Here is a 26,046-nt window from a genome sequence, read left to right as displayed (position 1 = left end):
CGTCAGGATCGCGCGGGCTGCCGCGGCGTGACCTCGTCGAAGCCGAGCAGCGAGAACTGGTCGCCCGAGAAGCTGAGGCTGTGGATCGAACCATTCCGGATGGCGCCGTGGGTGCCCTCCTGATCGATCTCGCCCAGCACCGCGCGGATCACTCCGCCGTGCGCTACCACCACCATGGATGCTCCGTCGTGGGAACGCGCGAGCCGGTGCAGCGCGCCCAACGACCGGGCAGCGAGTCGCTCGTGTGACTCGTGGCCACGGATGAGTGCACGATCGGGAAAGCGATCCTCGATCTGCCGATAGTTCATCCCCTCGGCTTCGCCATAGTTGCGTTCGACCAGATCGGGGTCAGCGGTGGGACCGTTCAGCCCCAGCGAGTCACCGATAATCGTGGCCGTCTCGAACGCTCGCATCAGGGGACTCGCGACAATCAGATCCGGGGCCGAATCGCTCAACCGAGCCGCGGCGGCGAGCGCCTGCGCGCGTCCCGTGTCGTTGAGCGGGATGTCAGTGCTGCCCTGGATGCGCTGCTGGCGGTTCCACTCGGTCTCGCCGTGACGAACGAAATAGATCAGAGAACTCACGCCTGGAGCCTGAGCAGCAACGACTGCAGTGTCTCTGAGATTCCGGCATCCACCTTCACGGTCGCCCTGTTGTCACCTTTGGTGACCCCACGATTGATGATCACGATCGGCAGCTTGCGACGGCTGGCCTGCTCCAGCAGCCGGATGCCCGAATTGACGATCAGAGAAGAACCGGCGATCACGAGGGCGTCGGCAGACTGCATGAGCGCCGAAGCCTCCGCGAACTTCTCTTTCGGCACGAACTCGCCAAAGAACACCACATCCGGCTTCAGGATGCCCCCACACACTGTGCAATCGGGAATGAGGAACGCATCGATATCGCGAACCTCCACATCGCCGTCGGGGGAGAGGTCGAAAGCCTCGCTGGTGTCGATCCAGGGGTTGGTCTCGGTGATCTGGTCGGCGATGCCCTGGCGCGCGTAGTACTGACCGCAGGTCAGGCAGCGCACCCGATCCATGGTGCCGTGGAGGTCGACGACCCGCTGCGAACCCGCCCTGAGGTGCAGCCCATCTACGTTCTGGGTGATGATGCCGTCCACGATGCCGGCCAGCTCAAGCTCGACGAGAGCGGCATGGCCGGCGTTGGGCTGTGCGGCCGAGAACCGCTTCCAGCCGAGGTGGCTTCCGGCCCAGTATCGCTTGCGGTAGTCAGTGTCGGTGAGGAACTGCTCAAACGTCATCGGCGAGCGCGCGGGCGCACCCGCGCCACGGTAGTCGGGTATTCCGGAGTCGGTGCTGACTCCTGCGCCGGTGAGAACGGCGAGCGTGCGGCCTGCCAGTGCGTCTGTCGCCAGGTCAAGAGAGTCGTCAGCGGCGGACGCGGAAGTCGACGGGATCACGTTCGTCATTGCACCTCCTTGCCGTTGGGCGTCTGCTCCAAGAATAAACGCAGCAGCTTTCCGATATGTTTCCGAATGCTGGCAAAACTTTACGGCTGTCTAGTCGGTCGCACCCTGGGAGCACCTCATCCACGTTATTCATATTGACAATCTCACCGACGAGAGGCTGGGCGACTTCGCCAATCTCACGGATGTCGCGCTGAGACGCCGCACGGAGCCCGCTGGCGGCCTCTACATCGCCGAGTCGCCAAAGGTGATCTCCCGCGCCCTCGCCGCGGGTCACCGCCCGCGCGCCGTCCTCGTGTTGCAGCAGTGGCTCGACGACCTGAGACCGCTGCTCGACGGCCTGGACGTGCCGGTCTTCGTGGGGGAGTCTGAGCTTCTCGAGTCCCTTACCGGCTTCAACCTGCATCGTGGAGCACTGGCATCCATGCACCGGCCGCCCCTGACGCCGGTGTCAGACCTGTTGCGGGATGCCCGCCGCGTGGTCGTGCTGGAAGACATCGTCGACCACACCAACGTGGGAGCGATCTTCCGTTCCGTGGCCGGTCTCGGCGCTGACGCCGTGCTCGTGACCCCCCGATGCGCGGATCCGCTCTATCGGCGCAGCGTGAGGGTCAGCATGGGAACCGTTCTCCAGGTGCCGTGGACGAGGCTGCCTGACTGGCCAGACGGCGCGACCGAACTTCGCGCGGCGGGCTTTCACATCGCTGCCCTCGCGCTGGCAGACAACGCACGATCGCTGGATGAGTTCGCCGCCAACGCTCCGGAGCGCCTCGCCATCGTGCTCGGTACAGAGGGCGACGGCCTGAGTCGCGCCGCACTCGACGCCGCAGACACCATCGTGACCATTCCCATGATGCACGGCGTCGATTCCCTCAACGTTGCTTCCGCGAGCGCGGTAGCGCTTTACGCCCTCAGGTCCCGCTGAGCTGGCGCCACAACCCCAGCTCGCGCAAGACCGCGTGCGCCGCCGCCAGCCTGCCGTCCTCCAGGTGCCAGCTCACCGCGAGGGCGGCCCTGATGGTGCACCACCGTGCGGTCCTGGCCGGGTCGCAGCCCACCAGCGCCGAGACTCTCTCCAGATGGTGGGCTAACGCCAGAGCCGGCCGTGGTTGGTTCAGCGGGGCACCGAGCTGTTCGATGAGCGGAAACAGGTCGAACTCGGGCTCACCAACCAAGGGTTTGGGGTCGACGAGAAGCCACCGCTCGCCGTGTCGCACGATGTTTCCCGGGTTGAAATCTCCATGCAGAAGCACGCCCGGCCGGTCCTCGGCGGCCAGAGCGATGGCGTCCGAGAAGGCGGCCTCCAGAGCCTGCGATCCACCCCACTGCGAGAGAGCAGCATGGTGGTGGGGGAGCCGGGCTGTCGCATCCGCCACATATTTTCGGACGACCTCGGCGAGGCTCGGGATGCCAGCAGGAATGGTCGAGGCGGAGCGCGCGATCACGGCCTCCGTGTAGAGCCTCGCCGCGATCTCCAACGCGTGCTCGGTGGACGCCTGCAGGCGCGAGAGAGGCTCCCCAGGCTCCGCCCTCTCCAGCAGCATCGCCCACGCCCACGCATCCTGCTTCAGCACCTCTGGCGCGAATTGCCCACCCCAGAGCTCGAGCGCCACGGCCTCCCAGCGACCCTCCCAGTGCGGAAAACCAACCTTCAGTACCGCAGGACGACCGTCGCTTGTGGTCACGCGCAGCACGGCACCAGACTCGCCGTGCCGGTACGGCTCGCCCGCGATCAGGCGCCAGCGAGCGAGCATGGAGGCGACGAGGTCGCCGGCCGCAGCATCCCACAGCAAACGGGTGGGGTAGGTCGTGAGCGCCGCATCCTCGAATCCCACACTGCGCATGCACCGAATCTACGTCCTTTAGCATGGGCGGATGCCGCTGACTCGACGCCAGATCTACTTCCGACGACGGTTGGCGGTGTTCGGGGGCGGACTGGTCGCCCTCAGCACGGTGTTCTACCTGCCGATCACCCTGCTTGCCCCATTGCAGGCGGTGAGCGCAGAGGTCATCCAGTACGAAGCGCCCGTGCCTGCCAAACCGACCCTCACCTTCCCGGAGTACGGCGCATCGGCCATCGGCGCAATCGGCTATCCCGGCGTCCTGGCCAGTGGCGGGTCCACCGACGCGCTGCCGATCGCCTCCATCTCCAAGGTCATCACGTCACTCGTGGTTCTCGACGCTCACCCCCTTGCCGTGGGGGAGTCGGGGCCCGACATCACCTTCACCGATGCCGATGTGCAGCTCTACTACGCACAGGTTGCCCAGAACGGCAGCGTCGCGGCGGTCTATTCGGGTCAGGTGATGTCGCAGCGCACAGCGATGAACGTGATGCTCATCGCCTCAGCCAACAACTACGCCGAATCGATCGCGCAATGGGCGTTCGGCTCGCAGGAGGCCTTCGCGACGGCCGCGACAGCGTGGATCGCGAGTGCCGGACTCACCAACACCGCCATCGTGGAACCCACCGGGGTGTCACCCAGCAACGTCAGCACCTCGTCCGACCTCGTCGAGCTCGCCAGACTCGCTCTGGCGAATCCGGTGGTGGCCGAGATCGTGGCGACCCCCAGCATCGACATCCCCGAACTCGGCCAGTATGAGAACACGAACGCACTTCTGGGCGTGGGTGGGGTGGACGGAATCAAGACGGGCACGCTCGATGAGGCGGGATCCTGCCTGCTGTTCTCACAGGATTTCGTGGTGGGAGACACCACCATCACGCTCGTCGGAGTGGTGCTCGGTGGCCCCGACCACGACACCATCGACGCCGCCATCCAGTCGTTGCTCGCAGAGGCCAACGCAGGCTTTCACGAGATAAGCCTCACCACCGAGGGCCAGCAGTTTGGTTCGTATGCCACGGAGTGGGGGGATGCCTCGACAGCGGTCGCGGCATCCGAACTCTCTGTCGTGGTGTGGGACGCCACCCCCATCACTGTCGACCTGACATCCGAACCCGTTCGCCTGGCGGACGCCGGCACCGAAGTGGGAGCGCTTCACTTCACGGTCGGCGACCGCAGCTTCGACGTGCCACTGGAGCTGGCGACCACAATCGATGACCCGGGACCGTGGTGGCGTTTGTCACATCCGCTGGAACTCTTCTGAGAGTCGCACGTCGTTCACAGCCTTCACCGCTACGCTTACCGTATCTCGAGCATCTGCTCCCTTTGTGTGACTGTGAGAAGTCATCTTAACTTCTGAGGTCACGTGACTACTGCTGCTGAACCGTCCCGCATCATCAAGACCGGGCCACGAGGTATCGGGAATCCGATTTCGGAATTCTCTGCCCTGCTGCACACGGTTCGCGATGCCGGCCTGTTGCGGCGCAGCAAGACCTTCTACGCGCTCACGTTCTCGGCGATCACCGTAGCGATGATCGGCGCCTGGGTCGGCTTCGCGCTGCTGCACGACACCTGGTACCTGCTCATCATCGCCGCGGTCATGGGGGTGCTGTTCACCCAGTACGCCTTCATCACCCATGAGCTCTCGCACCGCCAGGTGTTCTCGTCCAACAAGATCAACGACTTCGCCGGCCGCATCATGGCCGACCTCGTGGTGGGAATCAGCTATTCCTGGTGGATGAGCAAGCACTCGCGCCATCACGCTGGCTCGAACACCATCGGACGCGACCCCGACGTCGAAACCGACTTCATCGTGTTCCACAAAGAGGCCGCAGTCGGACTAACCGGAGTGTCGAAGTTCCTGGCCAAGCGACAGGGTTACCTATTCTTCCCGGTGCTGCTTCTCGAGGGGATCAACCTTCACCGGCACGCCTTCCAGACCGTGTTCACCAAGGGCAAGGTCGACAAGCGTGCGCTTGAAATCGTGCTGCTAACCGTCAGGAACGTCGGCTACATCGCGGTGCTGTTTACCTTCATGCCGCTCGGGATGGCCTTTGCGTTCCTCGGCGTGCAGCTCGCCATCTTCGGTCTGTACATGGGCGCATCATTCGCCCCGAACCACATCGGGATGCCGGTGCTTCCCAAGGGCTCGAAGGTCGACTTCCTGCGCCGACAGGTACTGACCAGCCGCAACATCAAGGGCGGCCACTTCATGAACCACTTCATGGGCGGCCTCAACTACCAGATCGAGCACCACCTCTTCCCGAGCATGGCCAGGCCCCACCTGCGACGCGCTGGCGAGATCGTGCGCGAATACTGTGCGGCTAAGGGCATCCTCTACACGGAGGTCCACCTGCTTCCCGCCTACGGCACCGTCGTCAGCTACCTCAATGAGGTTGGTCGCAGCGTCGATCCCTTCGACTGCCCTGGAGCCGCTCGCGGTGGCTACAGCGCAACCTGACCTGCCCTAGTAGCTCGGTCGTTTCGGCACCATGTCATCTCCGGATGACTGGTGCCGAACGCGTCTGAGCACCCAGGGCACGAGATACTCGCGCGCCCAACCGATGTCGCCGACCCTCGCATCGCGCCAGCGGATCGCCGGAAGTGGCTCGGGGCTGAACGGTTCAAGCGAGTGCTCGACCGCCAAAGAATCCAGCACCATCGCCGCGATCGTGTTGTGGCCAATGGGGGAGAAGTGCAGTCGATCCGGGGCCCACATCCGCGCGTCAGACAGTTCGCGCAAAGCCCACATGTCGGCCACAATCGCATCATGTCGCTGGGCGATGGCGCGCAGGTTCTCGTTGTAAATCGCCACCTTTCCGCGCAGGCGATTGAGCACAGGAGTCATACCGATATCGGGCCCATTGAACATGATGACGGTGGCACCGTCGACGCCCAGGCGCTCGATCACCTCCTCGAAACGTACTGAGATCTCGTCGGCGTCGGTGCCGGGTCGGATGATGTCGTTGCCCCCAGCAGAAATGCTGATCAAATCCGGTTTCAGGGCGATAGCGGCATCCACTTGCTCGTCGGAGATCTGCTGCAGCAACCGACCACGGATGGCGAGATTCGCGTAGCTGAACCCCTCGGTTCCCGCCGCCAGGACCTCGGCAACCCGGTCTGCCCAGCCCCGGTGTCCGCCGGGGCTGAGAGGCTCGGGATCACCGATTCCCTCAGTGAAGGAATCGCCGATCGCCACATACCGGCTCCACGGGTGTTTCTGGTCCATCTCTCAAGTTTGTCACCAATACCACTGACAGATAGGAGCACACAAGGGGCATCCCCCAAACGAGTGTCCGTGCTTGAATCGGTCACGGCCCTGAATCCGGGGCAAGTTCGATCGACTGGGAGGTCACCATGGGAATCATCGGCTGGATCGTATTAGGCCTCGCCGCAGGAGCAATTGCGAAGGCAATCCTTCCTGGCTCACAGGGCGGCGGTTGGCTCATCACGCTGATCCTTGGCGTCGTCGGAGCATTGCTTGGTGGCTTCATCGGAAGCGCACTGTTCAATGCACCGCTGGAGGACTTCTTCTCCATCCAGACGTGGCTGCTGGCAATCGGTGGATCCATCCTCGTGTTGCTCATCTACGGCCTCGTTACACGCGGTAGCCGCAGGGCGTAACCCTCGACTCCATGGGCGGCATGCTTCGGCATGCCGCCCATCGGCGTTTAACCCGCTCAGCATCGTGGTGGTCGGTGGCGGCTGAGAAGATGGAGACATGGGCAAACAGGATGGCAGCGACCGGCAGGTCACCATCGGGCCCATCGACGACAGCACGGCGACAATCCTGCATGTCGACATGGATGCCTTCTTCGCCTCCGTCGAACTGCTCGATCATCCTGAGCTCGTCGGTAAGCCCGTGATCGTGGGCCACAAGTCGGCGAGATCGATCGTCACCGCCGCCACCTACGAGGCGCGCAAGTTCGGCGTGAACTCCGCTCTGCCGATGGCGATCGCACTCAAGCGCTGCCCCGAGGCGATCGTGCTCGAGCCACACTTCGAGCGATATCAGCATTTCTCCCGTCAGGTCATGTCGATCTTCGACGATATGACGCCCAAGGTGGAACGTCTCGGCATCGACGAGGCATTCCTGGATGTCGCGGGAGCCCGCAACGTTTTTGGTTCACCAATGCAGGTCGCCCAGCTCATTCGCCAGCGCGTTCGTCAGGAGACACGGCTGAATTGCTCGGTTGGTGCGGCAGCCTCCAAGTTCGTGGCGAAGCTGGCCTCGGGGCTCTGTAAGCCCGATGGGCTGCTCGTGGTGCCGGCCGACAAGACCGTGGCGCTGCTTCATCCACTCCCGATTGCAAAGCTGTGGGGAGTCGGAGCAAAGACAGAAGAGATCCTGCGGGGTCGAGGGTTCAACACGATCGGTGACATCGCCGCAGCGCCCGTCTCCGAACTTCGGCGTGTCATCGGTGACGCCGGCGCCGAACGACTGCACGAGCTCGCCTGGGGCATCGATCCACGAACGGTCCAGACTCGCGCCGACGAAAAGAGCATCGGTCACGAGATCACCTTCGAGACCGACGTCACCGACGCGCAGGTGATCAGGCGCGAACTGCTCAGAATGTCGAACATGGTCGCGGTCCGCCTGCGTACCGGCGGATTTGTGGCCCGCACCGTCGTGCTGAAATTGCGGTTTTCAGACTTCACCACGATTACCCGATCACGGACCATCAGCGAACCCACCGATCTCGGTCGCACGATCTACGAGGAGATCGGTCAGGTCTATGAGGCCCAGGGTCGTCAGAATGCCGCCATCAGGCTCGTCGGGGTGAGGGCCGAGCAGCTGCTGGATTCGGCCACGGTACCTCAGGGGCTGTGGGACGAATCGGAGGCCTGGCGCGACGCCGAAGATGTGATGGATGCCGCCAGCGCACGATTCGGCAAAGGCGCCGTGAAGCAGGCCAGACTCATCGGACACACACAGGACGAGCGGCCGAGGCTCGGCCAGCGCGACTGAACTCGAACCCCGCACCACACCGAGTCGGCGCCGACTGTCGGTAGGGTCGCGTAAAGTTTCGTTAAGTGAATAGCGCAGCTTCCAACCCCGGCGTTTTCACGCCCACGGTGGGCACGTTCGCTGCAGAGCACCTGTCGCCGTCATTCCCGGACAGGGCGGCGCGCGGTACAGCCACCGCCCTTCGCGCCTGGCAAGCCGAAGCTCTCGACATCTATTTCGAGAGAAACCCCCGCGATTTTCTTGCCGCAGCAACGCCCGGCGCCGGGAAAACGACCTTCGCCCTGCGCCTCGCCGTCGAACTCATCGCGCAGCGGGTGGTGGATCGTGTGACCGTGGTCGCCCCGACCGATCACCTCAAGCGCCAGTGGGCCGACGCCGCGCATCGGGTGGGACTGCGGCTCGACCCCGGCTACTCCAACGGAGACGGCTACGGCGGTCGGCGGTTCCACGGCATGGCCGTGACGTACGCACAGGTCGCCGTGCGGGCATCCCTGCATAAGGAGATCACCGAATCCGCTCGCACTCTCGTGATTCTCGATGAGGTTCATCACGGCGGCGACGCCCTGAGCTGGGGCGACGCGATTCGTGAGTCCTTTGAGCGGGCCACACGAAGGCTCTCTCTCACCGGTACGCCGTTCCGCAGCGATACCGCCCCGATCCCGTTCGTTACCTACGCCCCGGACAACAAGGGCATTCGCACCTCCGTCACCGACTATTCGTACGGCTATGGGCGCGCATTGGCCGATGGTGTCGTTCGCCCGGTGATGTTCATGGCGTATGCCGGCAAGATGCGCTGGCGCACCAAAATGGGCGACGAAATGGAGGCCAGGCTCGGCGAGGGTGACACGAAGGATGTGACCGCCCAAGCATGGCGCACGGCACTCGCCCCCGGCGGGGAGTGGATGCAGGCCGTGCTGCGGGCCGCCGATCGACGGCTGACCGAGGTGCGCCATTCGATCCCGGATGCTGGGGGACTGGTCATCGCGACCGACCAGACGACCGCGCGGTCCTACGCCAAATTGCTGCACGAGATCACGGGCGAGATGCCCACCGTCGTGCTGTCTGACGAAAAGGAATCTTCGTCCAGGATCGAGACTTTCTCCGAGGGGGAGTCCCGCTGGATGGTCGCGGTGCGCATGGTGTCGGAGGGCGTGGACGTTCCACGGCTCGCTGTCGGCGTCTACGCGACGTCCGCCTCGACGCCGCTGTATTTCGCCCAGGCCGTCGGCCGCTTTGTGAGGGCTCGACGAAGCCACGAGACCGCCTCCATCTTCCTGCCGAGTGTGCCGTCGCTCATCACCCTCGCCGGTCTCATGGAGCTGGAGCGTGACCATGCTCTCGACCGTGAATCGAAGGACGACGACGGACTGCTCGACGACGGACTGCTCGACCAGGAAAACCGTGAAGAGACCACTTCAGACGAGCTGGCCAACGAGTTCGTGTGGGAGGCGCTCGAATCTGACGCCAACTTCGACCGGGTGCTCTTCGACGGGGACGAATTCGGGTTCGCGGCCGAGACGGGCAGCGACGAGGAGCTCGACTTCATCGGCCTTCCGGGAATCCTCGAGCCCGATCAACTGCGGGAGCTTCTCACACAGCGGCAGACGCGGCAGTCGAAGCGATCTGCGAGCAGGCCGAAGGAGGAGCAGCCGCAGGCGCTCTTCCGCAACCTGAAGGAGCAGCGCAAGGTGCTCAACGCTCTTGTTGGCATCCGCGCGAAAATGTCGAACGAGCCGCACGGCATCATTCACGCCGAGCTCCGGCGCGTGTGCGGCGGACCGGCCGTGGCGCAGGCGACCGTCACTCAGTTGCAAGCGCGGATCGACTACCTGCGTCGCGGCATCCACGGCTAAGCAGCGGCCCACTTCGGGCACAAGACGTTTTTGGGCAAAAGAAAACGCCCCGGTATGGACCGGGGCGTTTCCGTTACTGAACTATCAAGATCAGAGGGGGCGAATGTTCTCCGCCTGGGGACCCTTCGGTCCCTGTGTGATGTCGAACTCAACCTTCTGGTTCTCGTCGAGCGACTTGTAACCACCGGTTGCGATGGCCGAGTAGTGAGCGAACACGTCAGGACTTCCGTCCTCAGGGGCGATGAAACCAAAGCCCTTTTCCGCGTTGAACCACTTAACGGTGCCTAATGCCATGTAAAACTCCTCCAGGAGCGTTCTTCTAGCCCCGACAGTCGAGGCCACATCCCGTTTACAAAGAAACGAAGACGATGTTCCTAGGCTATAGCAGTACTTGCCGGAGTTCGCCATGTATTACGGAAATGGTGCGAGATTTTAATCAAACGAGTTTTTCGGGGCGTTACCGGAAATCGCGAGATCTGGTCTTCGGAGCCATGTCGAGCAGTTCGAATCGGTCGGCCAGAACGTTGGTCACGCCCTCTGCGGATCGCTCCAGAATGCCGCGGATGACCAGCGCGGGCGCCTCTCGCACCACCCGCCGGTAGTGCGTCCACACGCCGACGCTGCAGATCACGTTGATCAACCCCGTCTCATCCTCGATGTTCACAAAGGTGATGCCGCTGGCTGTCGCTGGACGCTGGCGATGTGTCACGACCCCGCCGATCTCGATGCGTCGACCAGACTCCGCCGTGGCCAAGTCGGCCGCAGACAGGATGCCCCGCCGCCGTAGTGCAGGGCGCAGGTGCTCGACCGGGTGGCTGTTGGTCGACACCCCCGTCGCCCACAGGTCTGACATGAGCTCGTCTACGGAGGAAGGCAGCGCGAACAGCGGTGGCTGCACCGTGATGATGCTGCCGGGCAGAAACTCGGAGCGATCCTGGGCCGCGTTGCCGGCGTTCCACATGGCTTCGCGCCGGCTCAGCCCGAAACAGTCGAACGCGCCGGCCGCGGCGAGTACCTCCAGCTGCGCGGTCGTGAGGCCCACCCGGCGCACAAGATCGTTCATACTCAGAAAATCGCCGGCGCGGGCTCGCTCCTCCACGATCTTCTCAGCCACCGGGATGCCGATGCCGCTGACCTCGTCGAGACCGAGCCGCACCGCGAACGCACCATCGCGGCGATGGTCGTCCGTGTCGAAGTGAGCGTCACGGTCGAACGGACCCACCGGCGGCTGCTCCCGCGCAAGACAAGAGTCTCGCCCGGTGGCGCTGGTAGCGCCAGCCAGCGACTCAAGCCCCGCGTACACCCCCGAGCCCTGGATGTCTGGCCTCAGCACCTGCACACCGTGGCGGCGGGCATCCGCGACCAAAGACTGCGGCGAGTAGAAGCCCATCGGCTGGGCACGGAGCATCGCGGCGAGGAACGCTGCGGGATAGTGCAGGCGCATCCAGGCACTGGCGTAGACGAGCAGGCCGAAGCTGAGCGCGTGACTTTCGGCAAACCCGAACCCAGCGAAAGCCTGGATGCTGCCATAGATCTTGTCGGCATCGTCGCCGGTGATGCCGTTGCTGGCCATGCCGAGGTAGAGCTTGTCGCGCAGCTTCTCGATCTTCTCGATGCCACGCTTCGACCCCATCGCCCGGCGCAGCAGGTCTGCGTCATCGGGGGTGCAGCCGCCCACGGCCACGGCGATCTGCATGAGCTGCTCCTGGAAGATCGGCACGCCGAGGGTGCGCTCCAGAGGCTCTTTGAGCCGGGGATGCAGGTAGGTGACAGGTTCTGTGCCCATCTTGCGGCGGACGTACGGATGCACGGCCCCACCCTGGATCGGGCCTGGCCGCACGAGCGCAATCTCGACCACCAGATGGTAGAACTCCCGCGGTTGGAGGCGGGGGAGCAGCCCCATCTGCGCGCGACTCTCGACCTGGAACACGCCGATCGCATCGGCCCTGCACAACTGGTCGTACACACCCTGCTCTTCGCGAGGCAGGGAGCCGAGGTCCCACGTCTCACCGAAGGTTTCCCGCACCATGTCGAAGCTGTACTGCAGCGCAGACAACATGCCGAGCCCCAGCAGGTCGAATTTGACCAGACCCATCCAGGCGCAGTCGTCTTTGTCCCACTGCACGACTGTGCGATTCTCTTTGCGTGCATGCTCGATCGGCACCACCTCTCCCACGGGCCGCCGAGTAAGCACCATGCCTCCCGAGTGGATGCCCAGGTGCCGGGGGAACTTCATCACCTCGATCGCGAGATCGACCACATTCCGCGGGATGTCATGCTCGGCGCTTGAGATGGTGGCGCCCCAGCGCTCCACCTGCTTCGACCAGGCATCCTGCTGGCCGGGACTGTGCCCGAGGGCCTTGGCCATGTCGCGGACGGCAAACTTCGGCCGGTACTGGATCACATTGGCAACCTGCGCGGCGTTCTCGCGACCATATTTCTCGAACACATACTGGATCACCTCCTCGCGACGCTCAGAGTCGAAGTCGACATCGATGTCTGGCTCCTCTTCCCGCATCGCCGAGATGAACCTCTCGAAGGGAAGCTTGTAGTAGATCGAGTCGATGGCGGTGATCATCAGCAGGTAGCAGACTGCCGAGTTTGCGGCAGAGCCACGACCCTGGCACAGGATGCCGCGGCTGCGGGCGTAGCGCACGATATCCCACACGATCAGGAAGTATCCGGCGAAGTGTTTCTCTTCGATGACATCGAGTTCACGCTCGATTCGGACGCGCTTGGCGTCATCCATCTCCATTGACCTCAAACCGACCCCCAGCCAGACGAGTTCGCGCAGATAGCTCATGGGGGTGTGACCGTCTGGGACGTCCTGCAGCGGCAGGTCTGGCTTGGCTGACCTCAGCTCGAAGCTGAGCTCGTCGGCGATGATGACGGTGTTCTCGATCACACCGGGGTAGCGCGCAAACCTGGCCGCCATCTCGGCGCCGGAGCGCAGGTGTGCAGACCCCGAAGCGGGAAGCCAGCCATCCATCTCGTCGAGACTGCGATGTGCCCTCACCGCAGCCAGGGCCGTGTGCAGCCGGTTTTGAGCCGGGGTGGCGTAGTGAACATTGCCGGTGGCGACGGCCCTGAGGCCTTTCCGGTTGGCGAGGTCGAACAGAGCATCATTGTGCGCGCTGTCGAGCGGATTGCCGTGGTCGAAGAGTTCGACCACGACATTCTGAGAGCCGAACAGCCCTACGAGGTGGTCGAGCTCTGCTTCGGCATCTCCCTGGGAGAGCGAACGCCGCACCGCACCTTTGCGACAACCGGTGAGCACGATCCAGTGGCCATCTGCCTGCGCGGCCAGCTCCTCGAGATCGTAGACGGGCCTGCCCTTCTCCCCTCCGCGCAGCTGCGCGCGGGTGATGGCTGAGGCGAGCCGGTGGTAGCCCTCCTCCTTTCTGGCCAGCACCAGCAGATGGATGCCCTCGGGATCGGGTGAGCCATTCTGCGGCTTTCGAAGACCGAGCGACAGTTCGGCACCGAAGACTGTGGCGGTGGTTCCGATCTCGGCGGCAGCCTCGGCCATCCTGACGATGCCGTACAGGCCGTCGTGGTCGGTGAGGGCGAGGGCGTGCAGCCCGAGCCGCGCCGCCTCTTCCGCCAGCGACTCCGGCATGCTCGCGCCGTCGAGAAAGCTGAAGCTCGAGTGGGCGTGCAGTTCGGCGTACGGCACGGAGGCTCCGCGAGAAGTGCCACCCGCGTCTGTGATATCTGCAGGCGCCTGATAGGCCTTGCGCTTCAGAGACCAGGCGGGGCTGTCGCCGCCATCGGCGCCGACCGGGGGAGCTGTGCCGGGGCGCGACGCATCGCTCAGCTTCTTCTCGAACTCCGACCATGAGACCGGCGGGTTGTTCCAGCCCATCAGTCATACCTCGCTTCGGCCCACCAGCCGCCGGCGTCGAGCACCAGAAGCCAGGCGCATCCCGTCTCGTCGACGGCCTGAAAACGCCACGCGTTGGTCGCATCTTCGCTCCACCAGCGTTCATCAATCGGCCACGGACCTGCCCACGCCGTGAGCGTGCGCGATGGTGTTCCCGTGGCCGAGAACATGGCGGGAGTCGCCGAGAGGGCACCGCGCTCATCGACGGAGACCGAGTCTCCGCTGCCCGAAAAAACATGCACAGGATGCCGCGGCGAGAAGACGGTGCCGGGCAGTGGAGTGGGCAGCTGCCCTGGCCATGGTTGCTCTGCCGGCCGGTCACCCACGAGCCTGTCGCCCCACGCCACAAACTGCTGCCGGTCGCGCAGGGTGCGACCGCCGCCGACCCCGGGCATCAGCACCGCGCCGTGACCGAGCATGCTCTGCACGCGCGACAATCCGTGGTGGATGCGTTCATCGGGACCCTGCCCCCACAGCCCGCTCTCGTGATTGCCGATCGCATCGACCGCGTCTGGCGACACCAGCACCCGGGTGATTCCGGAGCTCAGCCCGACCTCGCCCGAGCCCTGCAGCTGCCACCGCACACGATCGACGACGTCACCAGCGGTGAAGGAGCGAGGATGCAGCCACACCCGCTCGGACAGTTCGCCGGAGTCTGAGTCGAGTTCGACGCGGATCGCCGTGCACACGAGCTTCGCTGCTGTGATGTCGAGGATGAACCGCTCGGCTGCGGCACGAACGCCGAATGCGACCTGGTCGACGCGCTCGAGGGCCGGTTCGAAGTCGACAGTCACATCCAGGTCTCGCGGGGGAGTGCGCGGGGTGACCGGCCACGAATCGCGACCACTCGCCAGCGCGTGCAGTCTCGCACCGGTCGAACCGAACCTGGCCGTCACATCGTCGGCGGGCAACGCGGCAAAATCGCCGAGGGTGCGGATGCCGAGCCGGCGAAGCAGGGTGACGATCGCCGCGGCACCTTCCGGCCCCTGCTGGTCGTCGAGCAATCCGATGCCGAGCGGAGCAAGAAAATCGGCCGAGTGCCCTGCCGCCACGACATGCACAGTGTCTTTGCCCTGCGCACCGGTTCTGCGTGCTGCCTGATCTGCCGTGAAAATTCCGTCGGCGATGCCAACCCTGGCACCTCCCGCCCCCTCGTCGTCTGCCCTGCCCGCGAGAAAGAGCCCGGCAGACAGTTCGCCCCCGTAGTAGCGGGCAGCTCCTCGCACCCGAACGGCGCACAGCCCCGGCCTGAGTACCTGCACCCCGGGCACCAGTGACTCGAGGGCCGTGATGATGGGTTCGAATGCCCGATTGTCGAGAGCTGCGTCGTAGTCGAGCACAGCGAGTTCGGGGTGGCGGGCCTGCGCTTCACGCAGTCGCAGACCCCGTCGAATCCCCTCAACGCGAGCTGCGGCCGACGATGCGTGCACTACTCCGTTCGAAACCAGGGCGATCGCGGCATCCACGGGAAGTTTTGCGTGCTGGGCGGCCGCGGTCACCGGCCAGTCAGGGCACCACAGCAGGGCGACCCTCGGGGGTTCCCACGTCATGTTCCGTACCTGCGGGTGTCGTCGACAAGTGTTTCGGCTCGCCTCACCACCGCTCCCGTGTCGGGCAGCCACAGTCTCGTGCTGCGCGGTCGGCCCGTCATACGGCTGGTCACCGTGATGGTCACCTCGCGTGATGACAGGTGCCCATGGCCGTCCCCGATGCCGTGCCATGTGCTCTGGGAGAGCGACAGCATCGCTTCGGTCTGGGGCCAGCTTCCGAGCACGAGAAGGGTGGTTCCGCGTTGGCGCAACCTGGCGGCGAGCCGCGCAACGCTCGAGTCTGTCGCGCGCTTGGGCGGCCGGGTGACGACGATACTCATGACATCTGCGATGGCGGCTGTGACGGTGAGCCATTGCTCTGCCGGGCGGGGCACCAGCACCAGCCGGTCGAGGTCGACGCCGGCATGACCGGCCGCCTCGACCCCAAATTCGGGGATGCCCACGACCGCACACCACGAACCTGCTGCCGAGGGCGCAGCCAGAAGGGTCATGAGCAGCATCGCCGAACTATCGATGGAGTATGCGGCACCCTGTTGAAGCCCACCACCGGGCAGCAAGCCGGCGATCGCTGGATGCGTGGGGATCAGTTTCGAGTCGAGTTTCGTTGCCTGCATCGACCGGATCCGAGCCTGCAGCTCGGCAACCCTGCCGGGCGCGCTGCTCTCGACAGCGTGCTCAGCACTGTCGAGGGTCGCGGCTGCCGGAGTCATAACTCCATATTCGAACATACGTTCGATTGTGTCAATTGCGGGTGACATTTGAGCGGCGTGTCGCCCCGAGCGGCAAACTCGGCTCGACGCGCAACAATGTCGTATGACGAAGAACTGGACTCCTCTCGCCATCATCTGGCTCGCACTGGCCGTCGCCGGCCTCATCGGCACCTGGACGTTCAACACGCTGGCGATCATCCAACTGCGCGACTTCTTCGGCGACTGGGTGACCAGCGGTCCCGCCGTCTCGTCGCTGACCGTCGATCTGCTGGTCGTCGCGGTGGCGGGCTGCATTCTGATCGTGGTCGAATCACGCAGGCTCGGGATGAAGCACGCGTGGCTCTACATCGTGCTGTCAGGCATCACCGCTTTCGCGTTCACCTTCCCACTGTTTCTTGCGATGCGGGAGCGCAAGCTCGCCGCCCTGCGGGTCACGTCGGCCTGACGGCTCAGAGCCTATAGCCGTCGTCGGCCTCAGGATCAAGCCCCGTTCATCCACGGGCCATTGTGCCTAACGTGGAACGACAACCACGCACACGAAGGAGCCCACCATGGCACAAGTACTGCAGACGATCGACGTTGATGTTCCCGTGAACCTCTCGTACAACCAGTGGACCCAGTTCGAGGAGTTCCCGAAGTTCCTGAGCGTCGTTGAGTCGATCACCCAGCAGGATGACAAGCACAATCACTGGGTGGTGACCATCGCCGGAAACACCCGTGAATTTGACACGGTGATCAGTGAACAGGTTCCGGATGACCGCATCGCCTGGACGAGCACCGGCGGTGAAGTTGACCACGCCGGAGTCGTCACGTTCCATAAGCTCAGCGACACCACATCGCGCGTCGCCGTTCAGATCGACTGGGAACCCAGTGGGCTCGTCGAGAAGGCTGGCGCCGCACTCGACATCCCCGACCACGTCGTGAAAAACGAACTCGACAACTTCAAGAAATACATCGAGAAGCAGGGCACCCCCGACGGCGCCTGGCGGGGTTCTGTCGAGAACTAGGCGGTTTTGCGGATGAGGGCATCCGCGGGGGCGTAGGCTCAAAGGATGAGTTTTCCGCCGGTAGATCCCCGCGGTTGACCTCCACCCGCGTGCTGGATTTCGCCAAACTTCTACCCCCACCGCTCAGGGCGTTACGCCCGCGTTTGCTTGTGGGTGCCGTCCGGATCGCCTTTGCTGTGGTCTGCGCGATCGCCCTGGTCGAGCGTTACAACTGGGGGCTCGGTTCGGCCACATTCACACCGAACAACTATTACGCCTACCTCACGATTCAGAGCAATATCGCTTTCGTCATCGTGATGGCGATCGCGGGCGCGGTGGCGATGCGGGCGAACCGCGACCCCGTCTGGCTCACAGGCCTGCGGGCGTGCATTCTCACCTGCACCGTCACCGCCGGGATCGTCTTCGCCATCATCGTGCAGCAGGCCGGCTCGGACACGGTGCCGATCGATGTTCCGCCCTCCGACCTCGTGCTGCACTTCTGGTTGCCACCGCTTGCTGTGCTCGAGTGGTTGCTGTCGCCAGGACGCGGGCGAGCGGCCTGGCGCGTTGTCGTGTTCGTGCTTGGCTACACGGTGACATGGGGCGGACTGACGATGCTGCGCGGCACCCTTGTGGGGTGGTACCCCTACTACTTCCTCGATCCGGGGCAGCTCACCGGGCCTGAAGAGTTCTTCACGATGACGGGGCTGGCGCTTCTGGTGTTTGCGGTGGTGGGCATCGGGATGGTGTGGCTCACACGGGTTCGGCGAAAGGCTCGAGGCTCGTCCTCACCAGTTCGGCAAGCTCCTTCTCCGTGAGCCCGGCAAGGGCGATCGCTGCATCGCCACCGACGAGACCGATGAGCACTGGTTCGCCGGTGCCCGGCATCAGGTTCACCCAGGTGGTGATGAGGTCGTCGGTTCCCACCAGACTCCAGTTGACGGCATCCGTCGTCCAGAATGGTTCGTCGAATCTCACGTGGATGAGGTCAATGGCGCCGACCGAGATCGCATTGATGGCCGCGCGGTGACCGAACGGCAGCAGGGGAGCAAACTCGATGGCGGCCGACTTCAGCACGCCGAGAGGCGCCGTGACGACCAGCCGGGCGACGCTGAGCGACTCTCCGGTGCCGAGTCGCAACCGAACCCCGTTTTCGTCGTACGAGACCCCGACGACGACGTTGGAGAGGAACGTCTCAACGCCACTGAGGTCGCTGTCGATGAGCGACACGAATGATCCGGTGACCCGCAGGTTCTCTTCCGTCTGCTGCGGGGGAGTGAACCAGGCAGAGAGCGTGGATGCCTCGGCTCCTGTCGTCGCGGAAAGAGAGCGCAGATACTGCTGTAGTAGCTCCTCGCCGCCCAGGTCGCCCTGGCTGGCAGAAGCCGCGGCGCCCAGTGCCCCTGACGCATCCAGCGCGTCGGCAAGGGTGGAATCGGCAACCTGACTGACGGCCCATTCCGTGGCCCTGGCCACAGCGGTGGCGCCGACGGTGTTGGCCGGTGTCGTGCCTGCTGGCGTCAGGACCTCTGCGTCGCTGCCAGATTCTCGAATCAGATCGGGTCCAGCGTGAGGGGCCGTGGCAACGTCAAGCCGCGCCAGCGTCGCAATGACCTCCGCGTCACTATCGACGCCGAGCCGCCATGCGCCCAGTTCGGTGAACTGTCCATCACTGCCCTTGATGCTGTGAATGCGCCCCCCGGTGCGATCACGCGCCTCGAGTACCACCACGTCGACGCCCAATGCCGCCAGCCGCCTCGCGCACTCGGCGCCGGCTGCACCTGCGCCGATCACAGCGACACGCTCGCCTGGGCCGACAACCTCCAGGACCTCGGCAGCCGCTCGCGCCCCAGTGTCCCGTGCGCCGCGGACGGTGGATGGGTCATCCGCCGTCGCCTCGCCAGCGAAGAAAACGCGATCCATCACGCTCTGGGCCAGATTTGCGCGGTGCAGGGGAGTGGCTCCCACGGGAAGGAAGCTCACGGCTCCGAGCGCGAACGGGTCATTTGACCAGTCGCTTCGCCGCACGCTCGTTGGCGCGGGAACGGAATTCGTGGGTTGGGGAGTGGGCTTGGCCGTTGGCACAGGCGACGTGTCGGTACAAGCGGTGAGTACCAGCAGCGAGGTACTGGCCCCCGCGCCCACCAGGAAGCTCCGTCGCGTGAATGACATCTCACGTTCATAGTAACGCGAGCAAGGATCACTCCCTTTATCGTGAACGCGCCACGCAGGGAATCCCCTGCGTGATATTCGGGCAGATCCCTATCCTGTGAGCAGACATCCATCAACCCGAGCGAACGGGGGAGCCACAATGGCAAACGAACCTGCCGACTGGCCGGCCCGGCTCCGGCGACGCTACACCGCGCTGTCGCTCATCGCCCATGGAGGGTTCGCCGACGTCTATAAGGCTCGCGACGAATTTCTTGGCAGGGATGTCGCGGTAAAACTGTTCAGGGCAACGGCGACCACCGAGTCGGACTTTCGTAACCAGGAGGTCGAGGTCAACGTGCTGGCGGGTTTGAATCATCCGAACCTTGTCACTCTTCTGGATGCGGGCGTCGACCACACTGATCCCGGCAACGCCCGCGTCTTCTACGTGATGGAGCTCGTGGAAGGCACCGACCTCAAACGCAGGCTCGATTCGGGGCCGCTCAAAATTCGCCAGGTGGCGCAGGTCGGATATTGGGTGGCGGGTGCGCTCGAATATGTGCACGGGCTTGGGATTGTGCACCGCGACGTAAAGCCCGCCAACATCCTCACCGCCCTCAGCAACGACGGGTCGACGATCGAAGCGCAATTGGGAGACTTCGGAATCGCATCGATCGGCAACGCCGAGGCCATTTCTGACGATGATCACGTCACGGGCACCGTGGCGTACTTCAGTCCCGAGCAGGCGCGGGGCGAGGAGGTCGGGCCCGCGAGCGATGTGTACGCGCTCGGGCTCGTGTTGCTGCAGTGCCTCACCGCGAAGCTTGCCTTCCCCGGCCCTGCCCAATACTCGGCGATGGCGCGGCTACTCGACGATCCGGCCATTCCCGAGGAGGTTCCTCATGAATGGCGAGTGTTGCTGCGGGCAATGACGGCACGGGAGGCGTCGGACCGCCCGGACATCCACGACGTGGCCCACGCGCTCAGGCAATTGTCCTTCTCCGAGTCGGGACGCCACAAAATGCCGGAGATCCGTGACAGCCCTGTGCTGCCGGAATCCCTCCCCGATGAGACGTTCGACCGGATCACCGCAATGGCGGCAAGAGTTGCCGCGGTTCCTCTGGCGATCATCAGCATCGTTGGCCACGACCGCGTCTGGTTCACCTCACGGCACGATCTGGATGTGACGCGTATAGGGGTCGATGCCGCCGTCAACGCGCGTGAGCTGCTCGAGCTCGGTCCGTTGGTGATTGAGGATGCCAGGGACGATCCACGCGCAGCGTCACATCCTCTGCTCGCTCCCGCTCACCCCGCCGCAGAGGAGTTCAGGTTTTATGCCGGAGTTCCGTTGCTCGCCGCTGACGATGTGGCGATCGGTACGCTCTGCGTTCTCGACACAGAGCCCCACACCATCGATGCCGCAGGGCTGGCTACCCTGGTGGACCTTGCCGCGATGGTGATTCGTGAGCTTGAGGTTCGAGTGGATGCCGCCAGCAACTAGCGTCGGCGACTCGGTCTGCGATCTGGCGTCCGCGGTTTGGCCACTTTCGGCTTCTTCTCCGCTTTCGGCTGCGCACCACGAGAACTGTTCGCGGTGCGGCCCCGAACGATCCCGATAAATTCCTCGACAAGGAAGTTGTTGTTGGCGGCCAGCCAGGCAAGAGCAATTCGAGTCTCGGGCCCGTCAGTCACGGGCCGGGCGACCACATCGCGGCGACTCAGCGCTCGCGCGACGGACTGGGGCATGACGGCGACCCCGGCGCCAGTGGCGACCAGATCGACGACCGCCGCCCAGTCGTCACCCCTGACATCGTTCGACAGCATCGTCTCTGCGGCGAGATCGGCCATGCTGACGGAGTCGACCGCCTCAATCGCGTGATCCTTGGGCGCGACGACGACAGAGAGCTCGACATAAAGAGGGATGCTCGAGAGGTGCTCGCCTGCAACGGGGAGGCGCACCAGCGCGGCGTCGGCGGCGCCGTCCTCCACCGCTTTCACTGCGGCGTCTGCGGTGGAGGGGAGCAGTTCAAGGTAGGTGCGCGGCAGCCGCTCGGCCCAGACTTTCGACCACTTTCCCGGGGTCACTCCAACCACGAATGCGACCCGCAAAGTGGCGCCGAAGGCTGGGTTATCAGGCTGGACCATTGCCACAGGCTACCCTTGCACTGTGCCAGACCAGACCATGAAGCCCGCGACAGCGGCAAAGAAGCTCGGTATCTACCTCCCCGCGACACCTGCAGAGTTCCAGGAGGGGGAGATCACCCGCAGTCAATTCCTCGAACTGCAGTCGACGCCGCCGGAGTGGCTCCTAGAACTGCGTAAGAACGGCCCGCATCCTCGGCAGGAAGTCGCCCGAAAGTTGGGAATCTCCACCTCGGGGCTCGCAAGGGCCGGCGCACCAGACACGATGACCTCGTCAGAGATCAAGGGTCTTCTCGAGCAAAAGCCGGAATGGCTCGTCGTGGAACGCGCTACTCATGCTGCGGTCCAGGACGACAACGCCCGCATTAAGTCGGAGCGCGCGGCCAAAGCTGAGGCCCGCAAGGGTGGAAGCGGCCGCTAGTTTTATCGCACGACCCCTCGAAGGGTAGACAACGTGAGCCTAACTCGCAATATACTCAGTGCAGTTCCGTTGCCATCCGCCCATGCCGTCCGTCGAGGGGTCATCGAATGCTCGAGAAGCTCCACGAGCTCGTTGTGAGACCGGCCGTCAGTCGATGGCTCACCACGTCTGGATCATCGGTGGCGACGCGCCCGTCCCCAGGCAGCATGGTGCAGATCACCGTCGCTGGTCCAGACCCTGACCGAATGCTGGTGATGGGCGGTGGCGTCGCTACCGGATGGGGTCTGGACTCTCAAGACACCACTTTTCCCGGCCGACTGGCAAAGTTCATTTCTGAGCTGACGGGCCGTGGCGTCGAAGCGAACGTCACCATCGACGATTTCCTTGCCGGCGAGGAGGGTCCTGCTCGGTCAGTGACCGCGAAACTACGGTCCACCGACGCGGTGGTCATCACCCCGGGGGACATCGATTCTCTTCTCATGCTTCCCCCTGCCGTCTACCACCGCCGGGTCAATTCCATCATTGATCGCGTCACCGAAGGTGCTCCGGCAAGCGTCACAGTATTTGTGGTCGGGCTGGTTCCCCTTTCGTCGATCATCGCGATGCCGCCCATCGCACGGTGGTTCACCAACAAACTTTTCAGGGACCTTGATCGGGAAGCGCTTCGAGCTACCCAATCCCGGAGAAATGCGACCTTCGTCCCCCTGAGCGGTACGCGAACGCCCGCATCCACCTCATCAGAGGAGCGTTACGCCAGCTGGGCAGCGGTGGTCGCTCCGATCATGGCGGGCCAGCTTGACTCCTGCGGCGAGCATTCGATTTTCTAATTTTTCGAAGCTCTGGTCGACCCGTGGCCGGGATTAGCCGTACCGTTAGTCGAGACGCCAATCATGTCTCGAGAGGACAGCAGTGCCAGATTGCATCCACGGGCTCGAGATTCCGCTGTGCGACAGCTGTTTCCCGAAGGCCGTTCCAGAGAAACCGAAAGTCGTGCGCGCGAGCTCACGAACGCCTCGAGTCGCTTCAGTGTCGACATCCAGAAAATCCATCAACACCGGCGCGCAACGCGTCTATCACGTCACACACATCAACAATCTTGAGGCCATCCTCAGCACCGGAGCCCTCCTCGCGGACGCCACGCCTTCCGTTGATCTGAGCACCGAGCTGACTCGGGAGCTGCGCAACACCGCACACGTGAGCGCCGGTGGACCGACGGTGTCTGAATACATTCCGTTTTATCTCACTCCGAGCGCGACGCTCTGGGAGCAGCTGCGCGAAGGCGCGGACGATGAGACCCGGTGGTCTCCGGCAGCGCGCGCCGCTGTGTCCTCCGATTTTGTGTTCCTGGTGAGCACCGTTGAGGCGCTGGGCGATGGCTCCGTTATTGCCGACGGCGACGCCGCGCACAGCCTGACCCGCTTCGCTACGGGCGATTCGCTCACGCGTATGCTCGAACGGCTCCATGACAGTGAAGACGTTCAGGAGGCCGAGGCTCTCGCCGTCGGTCCATTCCCGTTCGAGTCTGTGCAGTTGATCGGCGTATCGAACGATCGGGTGCGGGATCGTGTCAAGAAGATGACATCGACCAAAGTTGTCGTCTACCCGCCCTGGTTCCAATCCGCACCATAGGAGCTATTGCTCGGCGAACTGGCCGATCATCCTCCACACGGTTCTGGTGAGCGCCGGGTGTTCGAGCGCAATTTGCCTCAGCACCCGGTATTCCCTCGTCGGCGACGGCGACATTCCTGCGTTGGTGATAATCGCCTCGGCGCGCAGCAGGTAGATGACCAGCTCATCGACGGTCGGAAGTTCTTCCATGAACTCCCAGGGGTCGCCCCCGGCGAGCAGCCGCTCATGCACGACAGTGTCTCGTTCCTCTGACGCTTCTGCGCGCAGAACCTCGAGACTGGCTCGTCTCTGCACGCGGAACTCACTCACCATCCGACGATAACAAGGCCCACCCGAGAACTGTCAATTCTCGGCGCTGAGCAGCTACCGTGGAAAGATGACTGAGCTCATTAAGGCCCCTCTGGATCAGATTTCCTCGACAACGCTGGCGTCGAAGGGGCTGGAACTCGCTCTGGTAGACACGTCGCATCCGGCGGAGTTCGAGGCATGGCTACGCGCAGACGTGCGCGGGTTCCACGGTTCAGAACCGAGCAGCGAGACAATCGCCCTTTCGATAGCGGGCCTGGCAGACAGGCGCACCACCGGCGTGTGGGATTCAAGCGTGCCGCACGCGTCTCTGCCTGTCGCTACCGTGAGTTCATGGCCACTTGAGCTGTCCGTGCCCGGCCGCCGCAAAATCGACGCGTGGGCAATCAGTTCCGTCACAGTCTCGCCGACGCATCGTCGCAAGGGCATCGCTCGCGCCCTTCTCGAGGCCGAGTTGCGCACGGCCCACACGGCGGGCGTTCCGATGGCCACACTCACCGTGTCCGAATCGACCATCTACGGCCGTTTTGGATTCGCGCCTGCCGCTTTCGCAACCGATCTGACGATCGACACAACCCGTGCGAGATGGATCGGCCCCGACGTGCCCGGTCGCGTGCACTTCATCACCCGAGAGCAATTCCGAATGGATGTCGCCACGATGCACGAACGGATGCGTCTCGACAGCCCCGGTCAGATTGTCGGGTGGGACCGGCTCTGGGACAGGCTGGCGGGACTCACCGATGATGACCCGTCGAAGAATGCGAACCTGCGTGCTGTGCGCTATGACGATCAGCACGGAAAGGTGCGCGGCCTGGCCCTCTACCGCGTCGTCGGCGATAGCAGTGACGACGCCATCGATTTCGCCAGGCACACCCTCACCGTCGAATACCTGTCACACGAGACGGATGACGCCTACTCGGCCCTGTGGCGCTACCTCATCGAGATGGACCTGGTCGGCACGGTGAGAGCTGGCCTTCGTTCGGTTGACGAACCCCTGTCGTGGAACCTCAGCGACAGGCGTGCCGCGACGCTTTCCACGTGGGATCACCTCTGGCTGCGCATCCTGAACGTCAAGGAGACCCTCGAAGCCCGCTCATTCTCATGTGAGGGTCGATGTGTGCTTCGTGTGCAGGATGACCTCGGCTACGCCGCAGGCACATTCCTGCTCGACGTGGATGGGGCCGGTGTTGGTCGCGTGACGGCGCACAGCGATAGCGATGATGCGGATGTGATCTCGCTGCCGGTGAGCGCCCTGTCTGCGCTCTACCTCGGCGGAGTATCGGCCACCACGCTTGCCGCCGCGGGAATCATCGTTGGCGCTGAGGAATCTGTCGCGCGCCTGGATGCGTTGTTCCATTCGTCGCGCGCGCCGTGGCTCTCGGTCTGGTTCTAGTCGAACCGCAGCGTCAGCGAAGATCACCGTCACGGTGAGGTAACTTTCCGCTTACGAGCAATCCGATCGCAGCGGCCACTCCGAATCACTGACATCCCCTGTGAGGAGTGCCATGACCACTACAACGGTTTCAGTCTCTCAGCCGATGGCTGCCGTCCGGCATTTGTCGCTGATCCCCAAACGACGCGGGTTCCTCGGTCGTTTCCTTCGTTTCGCCCCGAAGCCGTCACACCGACGCTCGACTTTCATCGAACTCGCACGCTAGCCAGCCCGGAGCGCCACGATCGCGCTCTTAGAGAGCGCCGACCTCTGTGAGCTTTGCCTCGAGCTGGGCGTTACTTGGCTCGACCAGGTGGCTGCCGTCGGGAAAGGTGATCACGGGGATATTCGTGCGCCCGCTGATCGCGAGGGCAGCATCAGCGTGCTCGGGCGTCGCGATGAGGTCGAAATAGGTGTAGTCAATCGAGCGTGCATCGAGAAGAGCTTTCGCCCGGATGCAGTCGCCGCACCAGTCGGCACCGTACAGAGAAATATTCAATGAAGTCATCCTTGAAGACTACGATCGGGCGGCTGGGAATCTCCCATACCCGCCGGCGAACCTGCTAGCGCAGCGAACGACGCGTTGGACTGGCTGACACGTTGTCGACCGCGACCAGCGGAGCGATGTTGCGTGTATGTCCGGTCCAGGCTGCACCGTCCCACCAACGCGCGGAACCGCGGTCAACCGGATCCCGGTACCAGCCTGCTGCTGGACCTGCTGTGTGTAGTGCTGAAGATGACATTCCCGAA

The 26,046-nt window shown here is 63.9% G+C and carries 27 protein-coding genes; 14 read left to right on the top strand and 13 right to left on the bottom strand.

Annotation, left to right across the window (positions count from 1 at the left end; genetic code table 11):
- Nucleotides 1-2: 2 nt before the first annotated feature.
- Together QMG83_RS07660 and QMG83_RS07655 are read right to left on the bottom strand one after the other, a co-directional pair.
- Entirely contained in the window at nucleotides 3-584 is a 582-nt protein-coding gene (locus tag QMG83_RS07660) for a histidine phosphatase family protein (RefSeq protein ID WP_283504788.1), read from the bottom strand.
- Complete coding sequence (locus tag QMG83_RS07655; RefSeq protein WP_283504787.1) at nucleotides 581-1,432, bottom strand: NAD-dependent protein deacetylase; 852 nt, start codon at nucleotides 1,430-1,432, stop codon at nucleotides 581-583. The genes QMG83_RS07660 and QMG83_RS07655 overlap by 4 nt, the downstream gene beginning before the upstream one ends.
- Nucleotides 1,433-1,550: 118 nt before the next feature.
- On the opposite strand from QMG83_RS07655, the gene QMG83_RS07650 reads away from it, so the two are divergent.
- Nucleotides 1,551-2,354, top strand: coding sequence for a TrmH family RNA methyltransferase (locus tag QMG83_RS07650; protein WP_283505529.1), 804 nt, complete (start codon nucleotides 1,551-1,553; stop codon nucleotides 2,352-2,354).
- Here the strand turns inward: QMG83_RS07650 and QMG83_RS07645 are convergent.
- The gene (locus QMG83_RS07645) at nucleotides 2,341-3,273 is read right to left on the bottom strand and encodes an aminoglycoside phosphotransferase family protein (RefSeq protein ID WP_283504786.1); all 933 of its coding nucleotides are present in this window, start codon (nucleotides 3,271-3,273) and stop codon (nucleotides 2,341-2,343) included. The two genes, QMG83_RS07650 and QMG83_RS07645, sit on opposite strands and share 14 nt — an antisense overlap.
- Nucleotides 3,274-3,304: 31 nt before the next feature.
- Here QMG83_RS07645 and QMG83_RS07640 point away from each other — a divergent pair, with 31 nt between their 5' ends.
- Nucleotides 3,305-4,531, top strand: coding sequence for a D-alanyl-D-alanine carboxypeptidase family protein (locus tag QMG83_RS07640; RefSeq protein ID WP_283504785.1), 1,227 nt, complete (start codon nucleotides 3,305-3,307; stop codon nucleotides 4,529-4,531).
- A gap of 102 nt (nucleotides 4,532-4,633) precedes the next feature.
- The gene (locus tag QMG83_RS07635; protein ID WP_283504784.1) at nucleotides 4,634-5,728 is read left to right on the top strand and encodes a fatty acid desaturase family protein; all 1,095 of its coding nucleotides are present in this window, start codon (nucleotides 4,634-4,636) and stop codon (nucleotides 5,726-5,728) included.
- A 6-nt stretch (nucleotides 5,729-5,734) separates the two neighbouring features.
- Here the strand turns inward: QMG83_RS07635 and QMG83_RS07630 are convergent, their stop codons facing one another.
- Nucleotides 5,735-6,496: an SGNH/GDSL hydrolase family protein gene (locus tag QMG83_RS07630; protein ID WP_283504783.1), complete on the bottom strand. Its 762-nt coding sequence runs from the start codon at nucleotides 6,494-6,496 to the stop codon at nucleotides 5,735-5,737.
- Between the two features lie 128 nt (nucleotides 6,497-6,624).
- Here QMG83_RS07630 and QMG83_RS07625 point away from each other — a divergent pair, with 128 nt between their 5' ends.
- From QMG83_RS07625 to QMG83_RS07615, 3 genes are all read left to right on the top strand, one after another.
- Nucleotides 6,625-6,891, top strand: a complete 267-nt coding sequence (locus tag QMG83_RS07625) for a GlsB/YeaQ/YmgE family stress response membrane protein (protein ID WP_283504782.1) — start codon at nucleotides 6,625-6,627, stop codon at nucleotides 6,889-6,891.
- A gap of 97 nt (nucleotides 6,892-6,988) precedes the next feature.
- Nucleotides 6,989-8,236, top strand: a complete 1,248-nt coding sequence (gene dinB, locus QMG83_RS07620) for a DNA polymerase IV (RefSeq protein ID WP_283504781.1) — start codon at nucleotides 6,989-6,991, stop codon at nucleotides 8,234-8,236.
- A 65-nt stretch (nucleotides 8,237-8,301) separates the two neighbouring features.
- Nucleotides 8,302-10,089, top strand: a complete 1,788-nt coding sequence (locus QMG83_RS07615; RefSeq protein ID WP_283504780.1) for a DEAD/DEAH box helicase — start codon at nucleotides 8,302-8,304, stop codon at nucleotides 10,087-10,089.
- A gap of 90 nt (nucleotides 10,090-10,179) precedes the next feature.
- On the opposite strand, the gene QMG83_RS07610 is transcribed toward QMG83_RS07615, so the two are convergent.
- The 4 genes from QMG83_RS07610 to imuA' all read right to left on the bottom strand — a co-directional run bounded on the left by QMG83_RS07610 (nucleotide 10,180) and on the right by imuA' (nucleotide 16,232).
- Entirely contained in the window at nucleotides 10,180-10,383 is a 204-nt protein-coding gene (locus QMG83_RS07610) for a cold-shock protein (RefSeq protein WP_097061923.1), read from the bottom strand.
- A 163-nt stretch (nucleotides 10,384-10,546) separates the two neighbouring features.
- Complete coding sequence (locus tag QMG83_RS07605) at nucleotides 10,547-13,954, bottom strand: error-prone DNA polymerase (protein ID WP_283504779.1); 3,408 nt, start codon at nucleotides 13,952-13,954, stop codon at nucleotides 10,547-10,549.
- Nucleotides 13,954-15,522 (bottom strand): DNA polymerase Y family protein, encoded by a 1,569-nt coding sequence (locus QMG83_RS07600; protein WP_283504778.1) that lies wholly within the window; start codon nucleotides 15,520-15,522, stop codon nucleotides 13,954-13,956. Before QMG83_RS07600 ends, QMG83_RS07605 begins: the two co-directional genes overlap by 1 nt.
- The gene (gene imuA', locus QMG83_RS07595) at nucleotides 15,519-16,232 is read right to left on the bottom strand and encodes a DnaE2-dependent mutagenesis accessory factor ImuA' (protein ID WP_283504777.1); all 714 of its coding nucleotides are present in this window, start codon (nucleotides 16,230-16,232) and stop codon (nucleotides 15,519-15,521) included. The genes QMG83_RS07600 and imuA' overlap by 4 nt, the downstream gene beginning before the upstream one ends.
- Nucleotides 16,233-16,335: 103 nt before the next feature.
- Between imuA' and QMG83_RS07590 the strand changes: the two genes are divergently transcribed.
- The 3 genes from QMG83_RS07590 to QMG83_RS07580 all read left to right on the top strand — a co-directional run bounded on the left by QMG83_RS07590 (nucleotide 16,336) and on the right by QMG83_RS07580 (nucleotide 18,036).
- Nucleotides 16,336-16,677 carry a DUF2834 domain-containing protein gene (locus QMG83_RS07590; RefSeq protein ID WP_283504776.1) on the top strand — a complete coding sequence of 114 codons (342 nt, stop codon included), beginning with the start codon at nucleotides 16,336-16,338 and terminating at the stop codon, nucleotides 16,675-16,677.
- A gap of 106 nt (nucleotides 16,678-16,783) precedes the next feature.
- On the top strand, nucleotides 16,784-17,239 hold the full coding sequence (locus tag QMG83_RS07585; RefSeq protein ID WP_283504775.1) for an SRPBCC family protein: 456 nt from the start codon (nucleotides 16,784-16,786) through the stop codon (nucleotides 17,237-17,239).
- A 74-nt stretch (nucleotides 17,240-17,313) separates the two neighbouring features.
- Complete coding sequence (locus QMG83_RS07580; RefSeq protein ID WP_283504774.1) at nucleotides 17,314-18,036, top strand: Pr6Pr family membrane protein; 723 nt, start codon at nucleotides 17,314-17,316, stop codon at nucleotides 18,034-18,036.
- Here the strand turns inward: QMG83_RS07580 and QMG83_RS07575 are convergent.
- Complete coding sequence (locus QMG83_RS07575) at nucleotides 17,972-19,390, bottom strand: flavin monoamine oxidase family protein (RefSeq protein WP_283504773.1); 1,419 nt, start codon at nucleotides 19,388-19,390, stop codon at nucleotides 17,972-17,974. The genes QMG83_RS07580 and QMG83_RS07575 overlap by 65 nt on opposite strands.
- A gap of 139 nt (nucleotides 19,391-19,529) precedes the next feature.
- Here QMG83_RS07575 and QMG83_RS07570 point away from each other — a divergent pair, with 139 nt between their 5' ends.
- Nucleotides 19,530-20,867, top strand: coding sequence for a protein kinase domain-containing protein (locus tag QMG83_RS07570; RefSeq protein ID WP_283504772.1), 1,338 nt, complete (start codon nucleotides 19,530-19,532; stop codon nucleotides 20,865-20,867).
- Here the strand turns inward: QMG83_RS07570 and QMG83_RS07565 are convergent.
- The gene (locus QMG83_RS07565; RefSeq protein WP_283504771.1) at nucleotides 20,864-21,511 is read right to left on the bottom strand and encodes a LysR family substrate-binding domain-containing protein; all 648 of its coding nucleotides are present in this window, start codon (nucleotides 21,509-21,511) and stop codon (nucleotides 20,864-20,866) included. The two genes, QMG83_RS07570 and QMG83_RS07565, sit on opposite strands and share 4 nt — an antisense overlap.
- 37 nt (nucleotides 21,512-21,548) lie before the next feature.
- Between QMG83_RS07565 and QMG83_RS07560 the strand changes: the two genes are divergently transcribed.
- The 3 genes from QMG83_RS07560 (at nucleotide 21,549) to QMG83_RS07550 (ending at nucleotide 23,558) form a co-directional block, all read left to right on the top strand.
- A complete protein-coding gene (locus tag QMG83_RS07560; protein WP_283505528.1) occupies nucleotides 21,549-21,929 on the top strand; it encodes a DUF5997 family protein in 381 nt (126 codons plus the stop codon).
- Between the two features lie 107 nt (nucleotides 21,930-22,036).
- Entirely contained in the window at nucleotides 22,037-22,756 is a 720-nt protein-coding gene (locus QMG83_RS07555) for an SGNH/GDSL hydrolase family protein (RefSeq protein ID WP_283504770.1), read from the top strand.
- 199 nt (nucleotides 22,757-22,955) lie between these two features.
- Entirely contained in the window at nucleotides 22,956-23,558 is a 603-nt protein-coding gene (locus QMG83_RS07550; protein ID WP_283504769.1) for a DarT ssDNA thymidine ADP-ribosyltransferase family protein, read from the top strand.
- A 3-nt stretch (nucleotides 23,559-23,561) separates the two neighbouring features.
- Here QMG83_RS07550 and QMG83_RS07545 read toward each other — a convergent pair whose 3' ends face one another.
- Entirely contained in the window at nucleotides 23,562-23,870 is a 309-nt protein-coding gene (locus tag QMG83_RS07545; RefSeq protein ID WP_283504768.1) for a tryptophan synthase subunit alpha, read from the bottom strand.
- Between the two features lie 64 nt (nucleotides 23,871-23,934).
- Here QMG83_RS07545 and QMG83_RS07540 point away from each other — a divergent pair, with 64 nt between their 5' ends.
- Nucleotides 23,935-25,257, top strand: a complete 1,323-nt coding sequence (locus QMG83_RS07540; protein WP_283504767.1) for a GNAT family N-acetyltransferase — start codon at nucleotides 23,935-23,937, stop codon at nucleotides 25,255-25,257.
- Between the two features lie 292 nt (nucleotides 25,258-25,549).
- On the opposite strand, the gene QMG83_RS07535 is transcribed toward QMG83_RS07540, so the two are convergent.
- Complete coding sequence (locus tag QMG83_RS07535) at nucleotides 25,550-25,804, bottom strand: glutaredoxin family protein (RefSeq protein ID WP_283504766.1); 255 nt, start codon at nucleotides 25,802-25,804, stop codon at nucleotides 25,550-25,552.
- 55 nt (nucleotides 25,805-25,859) lie between these two features.
- Nucleotides 25,860-26,039, bottom strand: coding sequence for a DUF2510 domain-containing protein (locus QMG83_RS15455; RefSeq protein WP_502949013.1), 180 nt, complete (start codon nucleotides 26,037-26,039; stop codon nucleotides 25,860-25,862).
- Nucleotides 26,040-26,046: the final 7 nt, after the last annotated feature.

It is taken from the genome of Salinibacterium sp. G-O1, assembly GCF_030063305.1.
In the GTDB taxonomy this organism is placed as follows: domain Bacteria; phylum Actinomycetota; class Actinomycetes; order Actinomycetales; family Microbacteriaceae; genus Rhodoglobus.
This window is presented reverse-complemented; position numbering and strand designations above follow the sequence as displayed.

Coding starts and splice junctions, on each gene's coding strand:
- QMG83_RS07655 (WP_283504787.1), bottom strand. CDS start 1,432: ATGACGAACGTGATCCCGTCGACTTCCGCGTCCGCCGCTGACGACTCT.
- QMG83_RS07645 (WP_283504786.1), bottom strand. CDS start 3,273: ATGCGCAGTGTGGGATTCGAGGATGCGGCGCTCACGACCTACCCCACC.
- QMG83_RS07640 (WP_283504785.1), top strand. CDS start 3,305: ATGCCGCTGACTCGACGCCAGATCTACTTCCGACGACGGTTGGCGGTG.
- QMG83_RS07630 (WP_283504783.1), bottom strand. CDS start 6,496: ATGGACCAGAAACACCCGTGGAGCCGGTATGTGGCGATCGGCGATTCC.
- QMG83_RS07625 (WP_283504782.1), top strand. CDS start 6,625: ATGGGAATCATCGGCTGGATCGTATTAGGCCTCGCCGCAGGAGCAATT.
- dinB (WP_283504781.1), top strand. CDS start 6,989: ATGGGCAAACAGGATGGCAGCGACCGGCAGGTCACCATCGGGCCCATC.
- QMG83_RS07610 (WP_097061923.1), bottom strand. CDS start 10,383: ATGGCATTAGGCACCGTTAAGTGGTTCAACGCGGAAAAGGGCTTTGGT.
- QMG83_RS07605 (WP_283504779.1), bottom strand. CDS start 13,954: ATGGGCTGGAACAACCCGCCGGTCTCATGGTCGGAGTTCGAGAAGAAG.
- QMG83_RS07600 (WP_283504778.1), bottom strand. CDS start 15,522: ATGACGTGGGAACCCCCGAGGGTCGCCCTGCTGTGGTGCCCTGACTGG.
- imuA' (WP_283504777.1), bottom strand. CDS start 16,232: ATGACTCCGGCAGCCGCGACCCTCGACAGTGCTGAGCACGCTGTCGAG.
- QMG83_RS07590 (WP_283504776.1), top strand. CDS start 16,336: ATGACGAAGAACTGGACTCCTCTCGCCATCATCTGGCTCGCACTGGCC.
- QMG83_RS07585 (WP_283504775.1), top strand. CDS start 16,784: ATGGCACAAGTACTGCAGACGATCGACGTTGATGTTCCCGTGAACCTC.
- QMG83_RS07575 (WP_283504773.1), bottom strand. CDS start 19,390: ATGTCATTCACGCGACGGAGCTTCCTGGTGGGCGCGGGGGCCAGTACC.
- QMG83_RS07570 (WP_283504772.1), top strand. CDS start 19,530: ATGGCAAACGAACCTGCCGACTGGCCGGCCCGGCTCCGGCGACGCTAC.
- QMG83_RS07565 (WP_283504771.1), bottom strand. CDS start 21,511: ATGGTCCAGCCTGATAACCCAGCCTTCGGCGCCACTTTGCGGGTCGCA.
- QMG83_RS07560 (WP_283505528.1), top strand. CDS start 21,549: ATGAAGCCCGCGACAGCGGCAAAGAAGCTCGGTATCTACCTCCCCGCG.
- QMG83_RS07555 (WP_283504770.1), top strand. CDS start 22,037: ATGCTCGAGAAGCTCCACGAGCTCGTTGTGAGACCGGCCGTCAGTCGA.
- QMG83_RS07545 (WP_283504768.1), bottom strand. CDS start 23,870: ATGGTGAGTGAGTTCCGCGTGCAGAGACGAGCCAGTCTCGAGGTTCTG.
- QMG83_RS07540 (WP_283504767.1), top strand. CDS start 23,935: ATGACTGAGCTCATTAAGGCCCCTCTGGATCAGATTTCCTCGACAACG.
- QMG83_RS07535 (WP_283504766.1), bottom strand. CDS start 25,804: ATGACTTCATTGAATATTTCTCTGTACGGTGCCGACTGGTGCGGCGAC.
- QMG83_RS15455 (WP_502949013.1), bottom strand. CDS start 26,039: ATGTCATCTTCAGCACTACACACAGCAGGTCCAGCAGCAGGCTGGTAC.